The organism is Brenneria izadpanahii, assembly GCF_017569925.1.
Classification (GTDB): Bacteria; Pseudomonadota; Gammaproteobacteria; order Enterobacterales; family Enterobacteriaceae; genus Brenneria; species Brenneria izadpanahii.
This window is the reverse complement of the sequence record NZ_CP050854.1, coordinates 3,472,671-3,487,167: the sequence shown is the minus strand read 5'-3', so window position 1 is coordinate 3,487,167 and position 14,497 is coordinate 3,472,671. Positions and strand designations below refer to the sequence as shown.

The following is a 14,497-nucleotide window of genomic DNA, read 5'->3' as shown; positions in this document are numbered from 1 at the left end:
TAGGCGCGCAGAGCGAATGCAGTGATTCACCGAGCGATGATATCGCGCGTAAAATAGTGTTTTGACAGTTTTTCCAGGGTGCCGTCCGCCTTCATGTTATCCAGCGCCTGATTCACCTGTTGCAGCAACGCGCCGTCTTTTTGGCGCAGGCCGATGCCGGTGCCTTGTCCGAGCGTCGACGGATCGGTTATCGGCTCGCCGGCGAAGCTGAAATCGCTCCCCTGGGGCTGGTTAAGAAAAGCATCCTGCGCCGACTGGCTTTCCTGCAAGGCGGCATCAAGACGGCCGACGGATAAATCCATAAAAATCTGATCCTGTTCCGGGTAGGTAACCACGTCCACGCCCGATTTAGCCCAATATTTCATTGCGTAATCCGCCTGCGATGTGCCCTGCTGCACGCCGACGCTTTTTCCCTTCAGGCTATCCGCCGTCGGTTGCAGGCCGGCGTCTTTCCTGGCGACCATCTGAATCGGCACTATGTAGATCGGTTTGGTAAAGGCGATTGACTGCAGCCGTCTTTCCGTAATGTTCATCGCGGAATTGATTAGGTCGATTTTATTGGCTTGAAGCGAGGGAATCAGTCCGTCAAAGGCGGTGTCGACCCACTCGCAGCGGGCGCTGAGCCTTTTGCACAACTCATTGCCAATATCTATATCAAGACCGGCCAGCGTTCCATCGCTGTTTGTTATTTCGAAAGGCGCGTAGCCGCTATTGGTGCCAATCCTCAATGTCTGCTGTTCCGCTGCGTTGACCAAACTACTATAGACGACCATGCCTGCCAGCAATGTAGTTTTCCAGTTCATTTTTTCTCCTTTGATTTTAATCGATATATCGTCAGCAAGGCGCGCGTTTGCCGGTATTACGGATGGGCCTTGATGGCGGTGTTAACTACGTTTCATGATTACCTTTTGTGCTTTTACTCAGTTCAGAACTGCCGAAGAAAGATAAAAAATGAACGGTTTCATACTGCGCTGATTATGTTTTCAGCCAGCAGGGGATAGCGAGCAGCAATCGTGCCAGAAATGCATAAAACCAATGTGGTTTTATTTTTAATATAAAAAACAATGACTTGATCTGAATATTTATGCAATATTTATGCGTTTATACTCTTGGAAAACCGTAGGGAAGGGGGCTGCCGGAAAGAAAAGGGCAAGGCATATTCAATTTGGCAAAAGAGCTAAATCGGATTCGGCCGCGAACAATAACCTTTGCGCAACCTGATAAATCGAGCCGTTGCACAAAAATATCATGCAAGAATGTACGCTTATGGTGCATGGCGTGATATTGCACCGTGATGCGTCATGTCGCCGGCGCTGAGCGTTCGGCTCATGGCCGAGGCGCCTAATCCAACAGGCCGCGCCGCGCCAACCACGCTTCTCTCGTCGAGCCGCGAGTAAATTGAGGTTTGGTTCAGTCATATCTCATTGTATCCCGGTCTGAAAAAATGAGAAAAAGTGTCCGGCGCATGTTATAAATGCCAATGCCGCGTCTTCCGCCCTATGTTCGGCATGGCTATATTTATTTCCTCAATTACCGGGGCGGCGATGCCCGCCGCCACGCATAACAATCTGATTTTTATGTACCACAATCGCACGCCGGACACATCATGCGGGCGCAGAGTGGCCGAGGTCTTTCTTAGATGGAATTATTCTCCGACAGGCCGGGCGATGAGGGACTGCCAGGCCGTGAACGTCGTTTGGCGATGGCCGCCGTGATGACGACGACAACGATGGCCGTATTCGACGGTTCTATGGTAAATATCGCATTGCCTCAGATTGCCCGCGCGCTGGACGTTTCCTCCGGCGAAGCCATCTGGGTTTCCAACGGCTATCTTTTAACGGTCGCCATGACGCTGGCGATATTTGCGGCGCTTGCCACCCGGTTCGGATTTCGGGCGCTGTTTGCCTTCGGCCTCGGCGTGTTCACGCTGGCGTCCCTGGGTTGCGCGATGTCATCGTCGATCGAGACGCTTATCGCCATGCGGTTACTCCAGGGCATTGGCGGCGCGGCGACATTGAGCATTGGCCCGGCTATTCTGCGATCGATTTTTCCAAACCGCCTGTTGGGACGCATACTGGGGCTGAATGCCTTGCTGGTTGCGGCGAGCACCGCTATCGCCCCCATCCTTGGCGGTACGTTGTTGTCGGCCATGGGCTGGCAGTGGTTATTCGCCATCAATATACCGTTGGGCATTATCGCGTTGACGCTCACCCTTCACGTCATCCCCGGCAAACCCTCTCCGGCGCGCGAACCGTTCGATATCGCGGGAGCCATCTTGTCTGCCGCCATGTTGGGCGGGTTTATCATGGCGGCGAGAACCTTCTCGCAGCAAGGTGATGGCGCGCTTGCATTTAATACGCTGGCGACGGCCATCGCCTACGGGGTAAGCGCCGTTATCGCGGGGCTGGCGTTCATCTGGCGTCAGCGCCACGCGCCGAAGCCGCTTCTTCCGCTCGGCATGTTCGCCTCTACGCGGTTTTCGCTTGCCGCGTTGACCTCCATGGCATCGTTTGTCAGTCAGGGGATTACATTCGTCGCATTGCCGTTCCTGTTCCAGGGGGTTTATGGCTACAGCGCGTTTGTTTCGGCGTTGCTGTTCATCCCCTGGCCGATAGGCATCATCCTGGCCGCGCCCTATGCCGGACGACTCGCCGATCGTTATCCGCCGGCGATCATTTCCACCGTGGGATTATGCCTGTTCGTCATTGGCCTCACGCTGCTGGCGCTGTTGCCCGATCGCGCGCAGGTGTGGGATATCGGCGTTCGCAGTTTGTTATGCGGCATCGGGTTCGGCTGTTTTCAAAGCCCCAATAATCGAGAGATGCTATCGAACACTTCCCGTGAAAACAGCGGTTACGCATCAGGCGTGCTGGCGATAATGCGCACTTTCGGCCAGTGTCTGGGGGCGGCTTTTGTCGGGGTTATCCTGTCGGTCTACGTTCAGTCCGGCGGCGAGCCGCTGAAGATTGTCGCGCAGGAGGCGCAGGCCGTTCGATTGAGCCTTTGGGTAGCGGCGGGCGCTACGATCTTGGCCATCGCAATTAGCTTTAGCCGCATACGAAACGCGCGCGGATAACGGCGGGAAATAGAGCCCGGCGCTAAGGATGCCGGAGGAAGGCGGCCGGGCGGGACGATCCTGCGCGGTATCGGAAATCGTTTTTCATTCTGGGTTCAGCCTTCTCAACCGGCTTGAAACGTTAATGGCCGTTATATATGACGGCCGTCTCATTTTACGCGTTATTTATATATCGCTGAATTAATGATTAGGGAAAGTGTTAATAGATTAACACTCGGTGTCTATTTATTGACATCTGCTGTCGATATATTGACACCTTATTTCAATATATACATTGAATATAAAAATATATAAAAAATTCAAATTGTTATTCACCATGTTTTTTTTGGTACGCCTTTTGCTTTCTATAAATTAAATACCATTAGATACAGTCACGATATTTTCAGATATCCGCATGCCGAAAGTCTGCGGCAATCATTTCACATTCGTTAATTCGAAACGAATTGCCTGACTTTTTGCAATTATTCCGGCTAATGAGAAGTTAGATGGAGAGCAATCAATGGGAGCGCAATCAAATTCGTTGAAGAAGAAAATGAAAGATGCGGTGGTTAGAAACGAGCTGCGGGTCGTTTTACGATCGATGGCGCCGTTTATCAGGCTGGCGGCCAGATTTTCCGAAGAGGTCAGACAGTTATTATCCGCCATGAATTTCACCATAGAGATTCGTCTTAACGATAAATCCATGGCGTATTGGTATCGCTTCAATAACGGAAAATTGAAGGCCGGTTCCGGCTTTGCCACCGCGCCGGATGCCGTATTGAAACTCAATTCGGCGCAAGACGCCATGAAGGTGATGGTCCCCTGGCGCAACTATCTGGAAATGATCAACCTGATGAAGAACTTCTGCGTCGATTTCACCGGAGACGACCGCTACGTCATGCACTTTATGCGGATTGCCGGCGCCGCGCAGGAGATCGGCGTGAAGTATGGCGAGAAGATGCCGGACGGAACGACGAAATACATCAACAACACCAACGGCGGCCCCGTTTGCGTCTATGTGAAGGACGGCAAGATTATTCGCATCACCAACCTGGAGCTGACCGATAAAGACGCGGAAGGATGGACGATCGAAGCCAGGGGGAAAAAATTTACGCCGCCGCGCAGGCAAACCGTGACGTCTTATAGCCAGTCGTCAAAGTCCACCATCTATTCCAAAGATCGCCTGCTCTATCCGATGAAACGGGTGGATTTCGATCCCAACGGCGAGCGTCATCCGGAAAACCGCGGCAAATCGGACTATGTGCGCATAACGTGGGATGAAGCCTACGATATTGTGGCGGGCGAGATCATGCGGATTAAAAAAACATACGGTCCCGGCGCGATTTTAAACAGTACCGGCTCTCACCATACCTGGGGAAATATCGGCTATTACCTTTCCGCGCGGCTGCGTTTTTTCAACATGATCGGGGCAACCTATGTCGCGCATAACCCGGACAGTTGGGAAGGGTGGTACTGGGGAGGGATGCATCACTGGGGCAACTCGCTGCGGCTGGGCATGCCGGACGGCTATGGCACGGTGGAGGATTGTCTAAAGCACTGCGAAATGATCGTGTTCTGGTCGAGCGATCCGGAATGTACCCACGGCATCTATGCCGCCCAGGAGGGGACGGTGCGCCGGCGCTGGGCAAAGGAACTGGGCATCGAATGCGTGCATATCGATCCGTTCTACAACCATACGGCCCAGTTTATGGGGGGAAAATGGCTCTCGCCAAGGCCGGCGGAAGGCAACGCGATGTCGTTGGCTATCGCCTACGTGTGGATCACCGAGGATACCTACGATAAGTGGTTTGTTGAAAACCGCACCACCGGCTTTGAGCAGTGGCGCGACTATGTCCTTGGCAAAGAGGACGGCATCGCCAAGACGCCGGAGTGGCAGGAGGCGGAAACCAATATTCCGGCGCGGGTCATCAGGGCGCTGGCGCGTCAATGGGCGAAGAAACGCACTTATCTGTCCTGCGGCGGGCGATCCGGGTTTGGCTCGGCCTGCCGCAGCGCGACCGGCATCGAATGGGCCCGCTCGATGATCTATCTGGCGGCGATGCAGGGCATCGGCAAGCCGGGGGTGAACATCGGCAACCTGCAAACCGGGACGCCGGTCAGCACGCGCTTCTTCTTTCCCGGCTATGCCGAAGGGGGCTGTCGGGGGATTTGGTCGGCAGCGGTCTGGCGCAGAACATGTATCAGCGAATGCCCCAGGTGGTGACGATGAATACCGTGGCGCAAACCGTGCCCCGTCTGCAAATTCCGGAAGCGATTATGGAAGGCAAGGCGCTGGGCTATGCGTTTGACGGTAAAACGATTGAGGGGCAATTCAGGCCCGTTCCTTTTCCCGCGCCGGGCTACTCGACCATCAAGATGTATTACAAATACGGCGGTTCGCATATCGGCACCATGGTGCAAACCAACCGCTATGCGAAAATGTATCAGGATCCGAAGCTGGAATTTGTCTGTAACCAGTCGATATGGATGGAGGGCGAGGCGAAATTCGCCGACATTATTCTGCCGGCCTGCACCAACTTCGAACGCTGGGATATTTCGGAAACGGTAAGCTGCTCGGGATACAGCACCCATTCGTTCTTGCAAAGCAACTATCGCGTTCTCACGTTACAGCATAAGTGCATCGAGCCGTTGGGCGAGTCCAAATCGGATTTTGAGATTTTTGCCGAACTGGCCTCGCGCCTCGGCATGGGAACCTACTTTACCGAAGGTACGACGGAGCTGGGCTGGTGCAAACGGCTGTTTGACGGTACGGACTTGCCGCAGCATATTTCCTGGAAGCAGTTTCTCAAGAAAGGGTATTACGTCGTGCCCGCGCCGAAGCCCGAAGATCGCGATCCGGTATCCTGGAACTGGTATTACGAGGGCCGCCCGAAAGATTTGCCGGAAGTTTCTCCTCTGCCGTCGGACTATTCGGGAAAATGGCGCGAAGGGGTGCAAACCCAGTCGGGGAAAATCGAGTTCGTCAGCAGCAGCCTGATGCGCTATGACCCGAACGATCCGGAACGCCCGCCGATGTCCAAGTTTATCGAAAATTGGGAAGGCCACCGCTCCGAGCTGTTCAAGAAATATCCGCTGGCGCTGATATCGCCGCACAATCGTTATAGCTTCCACACCATGTCCGACGGCAAAGACTCCTATTTGCTGGATATTCCCGATCACCGCGTACTGATAAACGGCTGGCACTACTGGATTGCGCGCATTAACACCAGGGATGCCGCGCAGCGGGGCATCAAACAGCATGACGTGATTGAGATGTACAACGATCGCGGCTCGGTGCTGCTGGCCGCCGATTTGACCGAGCGCGTTCCTCAGGGAACCGTCCACTCTTATGAATCCTCCGCGATTTATGCGCCCATCGGGGAAATCGGGGCATCGCCCGACCGCGGCGGATGCGTGAATATCCTGACCACCAAACGGCCGATTATTAAAAAATCGCACAGCGCCGCCTGGAACTCTTGCCTGGTCGAAGTCCGGCTGTGGAACGGGGAGATCTGATCATGAAGAAATGGAACATTATCGTCGATGTGGAAAATTGCACCAACTGCCAGAACTGCACCATGGCCGTTATGGACGAATATGTGGGGAATGCGTTCCCGCACTACAGCGCGCCCCATCCGCCGCACGGCCATCACTGGGTGGAGATTAAAAAGCGCGAGCGCGGTTCCGGCTCGCTGCTGGATGTGGCGTATTTAAATGTGATGTGCAACCAGTGCGACAAGGCGCCGTGCGTCCGGGCGGCCAAAGACGGCGCGATCTATAAGCGCGAGGACGGCATCGTGATGATCGATCCCGATAAGGCGAAGGGACAAAAGCAACTGGTCAAAGCCTGTCCTTACGGGCACATCTGGTGGAACGATGAGCATCAGGTGCCGCAAAAATATTCGCTGGACGCGCATCTGCTGGACGCCGGCTGGCCCGAACCGCGCATTACCCAGGTTTGCGCGTCGGGCTGTTTGTACGCTGTGAAGCTGGAAGATAACGAAATGCGTCAGAAAGCGCAGGAGCAAGGGTTGGAACGGCTACGGCCGGAGCTCAAGACGGAAGGGCGCGTCTGGTATAAAAATCTGCACCTGTTTATGAAAGAGCATCTGGCCGGCAGCGTCGCCACTTATATCAATGGCCTGGATGAGTGCTGCGAGGCGGCGCAGGTGGAGCTCTATAAAGAGGGAAAATGCCTCCAGCGCACGGTTACCGATTTCTTTGGCGACTTCAAATTTCAAGAGCTTGAAAGCAACTCCGGCAAATATGTCGTGCGGATTAAATGGAACGGCATTGAAAAAGAGATAGCTGTCAATCTGGAGGCGGCAAGCATCAATATTGGCGATATCCGGCTCGATAATCCAGAGGCAGAAGCCGGGCATAAATCGGCTTCCTGATTATCAGGACGATCGGGCAAACACCGGGTTTATTGCCATGATGCGGCGCCTGTGTATAAACGTATAAATCAGAGTATCCATCGGATGAAAAACAAGTGGTTATTACCCGCTTCTGTCGTCCTAGTTCTGGTCTGTGGTCTGCTGTATTCCTGGTCAATCTATGTGATTCCGCTGGAAAGAGAATTCGGATGGAACAGAAGTCAAACAGCTTTTAATTTTACGGTTTGCATTTCATTTTTCACATTGGGAATGTTTCTGGCCGGTTTTCTGGTTAATAGCATCGGCCGCAGAAATACCATCTGGCTTGGGGGGATCGTCGCTTCATCCGGCTTTTTGCTGGCTTCATACAGCGCAAGTCTGCCCTGGCTCTATCTGAGCTACGGGGCGTGCGGCGGGCTGGGCATCGGGCTGATGTATATTGTTCCGCTGGCGACGTGCACCAGTTCATATCCCGAGCGGAGCGGCACCATCGCCGGGCTTATCACGATGTGTTTTGGATTGGGCAATCTGCTGCTGGGCTTTTTCGTTATCTCCTGGCTGCTTGAGCACTATGATTGGGCTGTCGCGCTCCGCACCGTCGCCGCCGTCATTTTATTGGCGAGCTTATCGACCGGCAGTTTTATCCGGCCGGGCGTATCCGCAAGCGTAACGGAGGGCCGTCCGGCGGCGGACGAATGGGGCTTCACCATGAAGGGGATGGTTTCGACCTCTTCATTTTGGATCTACACCGCCTGGATCGTGCCGTGCGAAAGCGCCGGTCTGATGGTGATCGCGCATATTGTCCCCTTTGCCATCGAGGCGGGGATCGTCACCGCTCTGGCGGCATTGGCCATGGGCATAGAGGCGACCTCCAATTCGCTGGGGCGCTTGATCTTCGGCTATCTGATCGATCGGGTCGGCCGCCGCGTAACGATGATGTTGACGCCGGCGACCATGATCATCGGGCTGCTGACGCTCTGGTGGGGGACACCGGCGTTCGGCTTTACGGCGCTGTTGATCGGCTGTGTCATCGTCGGTATCAGCTACGGGTCGATCTATGCGCAAAACGTTTCGCTGATCCTGCAATTTTTCGGTCCGAAACATTATACCTCCAATCTCGGCCTGCAAGGTTTCAGCATGTTCGCCGGCGCGCTCGCCGGCCCGCAAATCGCCGGGTTCATCCAATCCACGACCGGAAGTTATACCCCAGGGTTCATCGCGGCCATCGTTATTGTCTTTATCGGCATGGTATTCGGCCTGTTCGTCAACCCCCCGAAAAACCAAAAAGAAATTATCAAGCGGAACAATGATTTTGTCGGATGCGGAACGGATTAACGCGTTTCATCCAGGCGTTGGTCCATCGGTTTTACATTTTATACCCACTGAATTTCGAGATGCGGGAACGAGCCGCAAGCGCCTGTAACTTGAAAGATAGCGGGTCTATAAGAGAGTCAATTATGCCAAATACATCAACGACGGGACGGCATCATTCGCCACACAGCGCCGTTATGCTGCTCATCGCCGCCGCGCTTATCGCGCTGGCCGCGGGCACGTTATATGCCTGGTCCCTGTACATTATTCCTCTGGAGAATGAATTCGGCTGGAACCGCTCGCAAACCTCGTTAACTTTCACCATCACGCTCTTTTTCTTCACGCTGGGCATGTTTAGCGGCGGCGCCTTGATTGAGCGGCTCGGACACCGGCAGATCATTTGGCTCGGCGGATGTATCGGCGCATTGGGATTCTATCTGGCATCGTTCGCGGAGAGCTTGAACTGGCTGTATATCACTTACGGCGTGATGGCCGGTTTCGGCCTCGGTTTCGCCTACGTCGTGCCCTTATCGACGGCGCCGAAATCGCTCCCGACGAAAAGCGGAGCGGTGGCGGGGTTTATTACCATGTGCTTTGGGCTGGGAAACCTGGTTTTAGGGACATTCGTGCTAGCCAGGGTTATCGAAGGATCGGGCTGGAAAAGCGCTTTGCAGCTAACGGCATGCATTTTTCTGATTGTAACCCTTGTTTCTGCGTTCTTTGTTCGTCCCCGGTTACCGCGTCAGGAGCGGCATGCGAACGCGCCAACGAAACCGGGCAGTGATGAATGGGGATACAGCATGAAACAGATGCTGTGCACCTCGACGTTCTGGATCTATACCGTCTGGATCGTCTCCTGTCAGGCGGGCGGCTTAATGGTTATCGGCCACATTGTGCCTTTCGCTCAGGAGGTCGGCATCGCCGCCGCCGTCGCGGCGCTGGCGATGGGCATATTTTCGGCGGCCAACTCGCTGGGACGGCCGTTGATCGGTATGGTGTTCGACCGCTTCGGCCATCGCTTCTCGATGTTTATCACCCCGCTGTTTATGATGGTCGGCCTGGCCGTTCTTGGCTGGGGAACGCCGGCGTTCGGTTTCCCCGCCCTGGTGACTGGCGCGGTCATCGTCGCCATCTGCTTCGGCGGGATCTTCGCCATTAACGTTCCTTTGATACTGAAATTTTTCGGCGCCAAACACTATGCCGCCAATCTGGGATTGCAGGGGTTCACCGTATTTCTCGGCGGTTTTTTCGGCCCCCAGATCGCCGGGATGGTTAAGGCGCAAACGGGCGAGTACACCTATAGCTTCGTGATTGGCATCGTTTTGATTTTAATCGGGTTGCTTTTCGGTTTACTGGTAAAGGCTCCGGCAAGAATCTAGCGCTTGGGTTCTAATATCGTTCACTTAAGCAGCTTGCTATTAGGGGAAACACGGTGATGAGGTTCCCGCAGGGATGCCTCTCGCCGTCTCGCACCGGGTATATCGGGCAGTATTAGCGCTCAGATTCGGCGTTTTGGGAAAGGGACATCATCACGGCAAGGTTTCAATACGGTAAGGTTTCGCCATATTAGCGTTTAAGCCCCGAAATTTTTTCGCGTACGATATCCAGACGGCGCATGCGCGCGATGAGCGTCGTACGCTTCAATCCCAGGCGGGCGGCGGCGCCATTGGGCCCGGCAATCACCCCTTTGGTTTCCCGCAGCACGCGCATAATCGTTTGCCGCTCCATCTCTTTAAGATTGCTTTGCGGAATAAAGGAAGATTTAGTTTCACTATTTTCAGGTTCCGGTTTTGACTCGGGGAGCGCCGGCCCTTTTTTAAGGAAATCAAGCGAGAGATTAAGTTCTTTGCCCCGTGAGAGGATAACCGCCCGTTCAATAATGTGTTCAAGCTCCCGAACATTGCCCGGCCAGGAGTATTGCATCAACGCATCCATGATTTCCGTGGGGATGCGGCTAATGTCGCGTTTCAGTTTTTTGGCATATTTTTTCATGAAATGCCTGGCCAGCAGGGGGATATCTTCAGTGCGTTCGCGCAGCGGCGGGATGAAAATGGGAAAGACGTTCAGGCGATAGAACAGGTCGCTGCGAAACTCCTTATTGCGGATCATTTCCTCCAGATCGCGATTCGTGGCGGCGATAATACGCACGTCTACCTCGATGAGCTTAACGCCGCCTACGCGTTCAAACTCCTGCTCTTGCAGAACGCGCAGCAGTTTAGGCTGCAACTCCATGGGAATATCGCCGATCTCATCCAGGAACAGCGTTCCCTGATGGGCCAGTTCGAGACGGCCGATTTTTTGTGAAATCGCGCCGGTGAACGCCCCCCGTTCGTGCCCGAACAGATAGCTCTCCAATAGCCCGGTGGGGATCGCCGCGCAGTTGAGCTTGACCAGCGTTTTCGATCGTCTGGCGCTCAGATTATGTATCGCCCTGGCGATCAGTTCCTTACCCGTTCCGGTTTCGCCCAGAATAAGTACCGAGCAGTCGCTATCGGCGACCATTTCAACCTGCGTAAACACATTGGCCAACGCCTGACTGGTGCCGATGATCCCCTCGATGTTGACATGCTCCTTGAGTTCCTCTTCCAGATAGCTGTTTTTGCTCTCCAACTGTTTGGTCAGCAACGAAATCCGCTGATAGGCCATGGCATTATCGACGGAAATGGCGATCTGCCCGGCGATATCGTTTAATAAATCGGTTTCTTTGGCGGGAATATGATCGCTATCCGTGTGGCCAATGGTCAGCACCCCCAGGGTTTTTCCGCGATGCGTCAACGGCACGGAGCACAGGCTGCGGATGCCGGCGGCAAGCATGGCCCTGGACACCGGAAAATTATTCCCTAACTCGCATAGCGTTTCATAATCAATAACGAATGGCTCTCCGGTTTTGAATGTGACGCTGACCGGCGAGTCGTCCATGGGTTTTATGGCGCCGGGATGCACAATGGTTGCCCCGCCGGGGAAATAGACGGCTTCCCATTGCAGCATATTTCTTGCGGCGTCATGGAAAATCAAACTGCTATATTGATTATGAAAAACATGCTCTACGGCTTTGGCGATTTCCTCCAGCAGCGCCTGCATCTCCAGCTTGGCGGAAATTGCATTTGTCACTTCCAGCAATATTTTTAAGTGTTTTTGCTCCCGTATTAGAACGCTTTCCAGCTGGCTGATCTCCTCGCGGGAAAGAATATTTTTAATGGCGGAACTGACGCAGAAACTAATCATTTCTATGAGCTGATTGAAATGATGGGTGATATCGGCCTCTCGGTTGGCGTTGCTATAGTGAATGCGCAAAAAACCCCGGTACTGCGGATCCGCCAGCGGAACGAAGCAGCAAGAGCAGCGCTCATGGTGGCTGCCTGCGGCCTGGCGGCCCAGGGGACAGCGTTCATGCGCAATTCCGTAACAGGCGAAATTGTTTTGCGCCGCGCTGATATGCAGCGCGGCGGAAGCGTCATCCAGTTTTATCGGCCCCGGATTATCGCGCTCATGCCGCTCGCTGGAGTCGACCAGATATATTTCATTATGTATCAATCCTGCTTTGAATAGAAAAATTGAAATCGAGTTGGCGCCGATGATGGGATGTAAAATTTTGGAAAGCGTTTTGAGCAGTGAACTAATATCGGGGCATTTTTCAAGTAATTGCAATAAGGCGTGAGTGGGATCCCTGGTGGGAAAGGGGAGGGTGTCAAATAAGGGCGAGTTACTTGTTCCCATATTACTTAAACCATCATATTAATGACAAAGAATATTATTACCCTGTCTATATATCGTACTCCATGTTTTTACATCTGGATGTATTGCCTGTCACATTAAATGAAGGATGCCGAAGGCGACGCGCATAGGAGAAATTCTGAATTTTTCCTAAAAACGGATAGAGATTAACGACCTGCGGCATACGCGGCAAGCCGTCGCCGCGACAGATACCGTGCGCCTGTATATTTCTGATAACTAGCTGAAAATAAATAATTTTAGGAATTACTCGCCAATACGCGCCGGTAGCGATTCAGGAACCCGTCATAGGGTATCAGGTTGATATATAAGAAGATCGTTTTCCTTATCCGCAATTTTAACGCCCCGCAGCGTCTATACTTTGTAGCTTAGTGTCGACAACAATGCCCGGCACATCGGGAATGGACGTGCGTGTATAACCATCAACTGTAGAGAATATTATGGACTATCGTGATTCAAACTCACCTCAAACAGATGAAATATCCCATGCGGATATCGTAAAGCAGCGGATTTTTTTTGTCGTTCTGGTCGCAACCATGGGTTCGCTGGCATTTGGCTATGATACCGGTATTATTTCAGGCGCATTGCCTTATATGTCGTCTCCCCGTGCTGATGGCGGGCTGGGGTTGACCTCCTTTACCGAAGGTCTGGTTGCGTCATCGCTGGTTTTCGGCGCCGCTATCGGTTCCTTTCTCAGCGGTTTTTTCTCCGATAAGTTTGGCCGCCGCATCACGCTGCGGAGTCTCGCGGTTTTGTTTGTCGCCGGCTCGCTGGGCACCGCGCTGGCTCCCTCTGTTCCTTCCATGGTCGCCATGCGTTTTCTGCTGGGGCTCGCCGTCGGCGGCGGTTCATCGACAGTACCGGTGTTTATCGCCGAAATCGCCGGGCCGAAACTAAGGGCGCCGCTGGTAAGCCGTAATGAATTAATGATCGTCACCGGACAACTTGTCGCCTATGTGGTCAGCGCGTTGCTCAGCTATCTGCTGAACGATGGGCATATGTGGCGTTACATGCTGGCTATCGCCATGGTGCCCGGCATTTTGCTGTTTTTCGGGACTTTCTTTGTTCCCGTTTCACCGCACTGGCTGGTGTCGGAAGGGCGGCATGAGGATGCGAAAAAGGTTCTTAAACGATTCCGGGCAACGCCGCGCGAGGTGCATAAAGAACTGACGCAGATGCGCCAACAGGCCAAAGAAGCCGAGCGCGGGCCGGATGTCATGACGCTTATTCGCGAAAAGTGGGTATTAAAGCTGATGTTGGTGGGGATCGGCCTGGGGTTTGCTCTTCAATTCACGGGGGTGAATGCGTTTATGTACTATACCCCCATCATTCTTAAATCCACCGGGCTCGGCACCACCGCCGCCATTACGGCCACCATTGGCAACGGGGTGGTTTCCGTTATCGCCGCCGTCGCAGGCATTTGGGCCGTGAGCCGTTTCCCGCGGCGAGGGATGCTGATTACCGGATTCTTGTTCGTTATCTTTGCGCAGGTTTCTCTGGGAATGGTACTGACATTGTTGCCCGCCGATATGATGCAAAGCTATATTGCGTTAGCCTGCATACTGCTCTTCCTGTTTTTTATGCAGATGTTTATCGCGCCGGTTTACTGGCTTCTGATGTCCGAATTATTCCCAATGAAACTTCGGGGTAGATTGACGGGAACAGCGATTTCGATCCAATGGATTTTTAATGCGTTAGTCGCTTTCAGCTTCCCGCCGGTTATGGAATGGGCCGGCAGCAAAACCTTTTTCATTTTTGCCGTGATTAATGTCGGTTCGCTACTGTTTATCATGTTCACGGTGCCGGAAACGCGAGGCAAAAGCCTGGAGGAAATTGAAATGCACATTCGGGAGAAATTTGGCGAGGACGGCGATGATGCCATCCAGATTGATTCAGCTAGCGATAAAGTTTGAGTAATCAGGCCGCGGCGAGTTTTTCGCCGCATCGCCTTTCCGCTCCCCGCGCGTTGGGGGATAGATGGGTTCCATTATGAAATTAACGCCTGGTTTTGCCCGCGCATTGA

The 14,497-nt window shown here is 53.5% G+C and carries 9 protein-coding genes; 7 read left to right on the top strand and 2 right to left on the bottom strand.

Going from position 1 to position 14,497, the window contains the following annotated elements; translation table 11 throughout:
* Positions 1-26 precede the first annotated feature (26 nt).
* Positions 27-803 carry a lysine/arginine/ornithine ABC transporter substrate-binding protein gene (locus HC231_RS15535; protein WP_208227587.1) on the bottom strand — a complete coding sequence of 259 codons (777 nt, stop codon included), beginning with the start codon at positions 801-803 and terminating at the stop codon, positions 27-29.
* A gap of 836 nt (positions 804-1,639) precedes the next feature.
* On the opposite strand from HC231_RS15535, the gene HC231_RS15530 reads away from it, so the two are divergent.
* The 6 genes from HC231_RS15530 to HC231_RS15505 all read left to right on the top strand — a co-directional run bounded on the left by HC231_RS15530 (position 1,640) and on the right by HC231_RS15505 (position 10,121).
* Positions 1,640-3,076, top strand: coding sequence for an MFS transporter (locus HC231_RS15530; protein ID WP_208227585.1), 1,437 nt, complete (start codon positions 1,640-1,642; stop codon positions 3,074-3,076).
* Between the two features lie 499 nt (positions 3,077-3,575).
* Positions 3,576-5,279: a molybdopterin-dependent oxidoreductase gene (locus HC231_RS24155; RefSeq protein WP_208227583.1), complete on the top strand. Its 1,704-nt coding sequence runs from the start codon at positions 3,576-3,578 to the stop codon at positions 5,277-5,279.
* A complete protein-coding gene (locus tag HC231_RS24150) occupies positions 5,252-6,571 on the top strand; it encodes a molybdopterin dinucleotide binding domain-containing protein (RefSeq protein WP_208227581.1) in 1,320 nt (439 codons plus the stop codon). The genes HC231_RS24155 and HC231_RS24150 overlap by 28 nt, the downstream gene beginning before the upstream one ends.
* A 2-nt stretch (positions 6,572-6,573) precedes the next feature.
* Positions 6,574-7,452 (top strand): 4Fe-4S dicluster domain-containing protein, encoded by an 879-nt coding sequence (locus HC231_RS15515; protein ID WP_208227579.1) that lies wholly within the window; start codon positions 6,574-6,576, stop codon positions 7,450-7,452.
* Between the two features lie 84 nt (positions 7,453-7,536).
* Positions 7,537-8,766 carry an MFS transporter gene (locus tag HC231_RS15510; protein WP_246494847.1) on the top strand — a complete coding sequence of 410 codons (1,230 nt, stop codon included), beginning with the start codon at positions 7,537-7,539 and terminating at the stop codon, positions 8,764-8,766.
* Positions 8,767-8,888: 122 nt separating this feature from the next.
* Positions 8,889-10,121, top strand: coding sequence for an MFS transporter (locus HC231_RS15505; RefSeq protein ID WP_208227575.1), 1,233 nt, complete (start codon positions 8,889-8,891; stop codon positions 10,119-10,121).
* Positions 10,122-10,308: 187 nt separating this feature from the next.
* On the opposite strand, the gene HC231_RS15500 is transcribed toward HC231_RS15505, so the two are convergent.
* The gene (locus HC231_RS15500; RefSeq protein ID WP_208227573.1) at positions 10,309-12,459 is read right to left on the bottom strand and encodes a sigma 54-interacting transcriptional regulator; all 2,151 of its coding nucleotides are present in this window, start codon (positions 12,457-12,459) and stop codon (positions 10,309-10,311) included.
* A 455-nt stretch (positions 12,460-12,914) separates the two neighbouring features.
* On the opposite strand from HC231_RS15500, the gene HC231_RS15495 reads away from it, so the two are divergent.
* Positions 12,915-14,387, top strand: a complete 1,473-nt coding sequence (locus HC231_RS15495; protein ID WP_208227571.1) for a sugar porter family MFS transporter — start codon at positions 12,915-12,917, stop codon at positions 14,385-14,387.
* Positions 14,388-14,497: the final 110 nt, after the last annotated feature.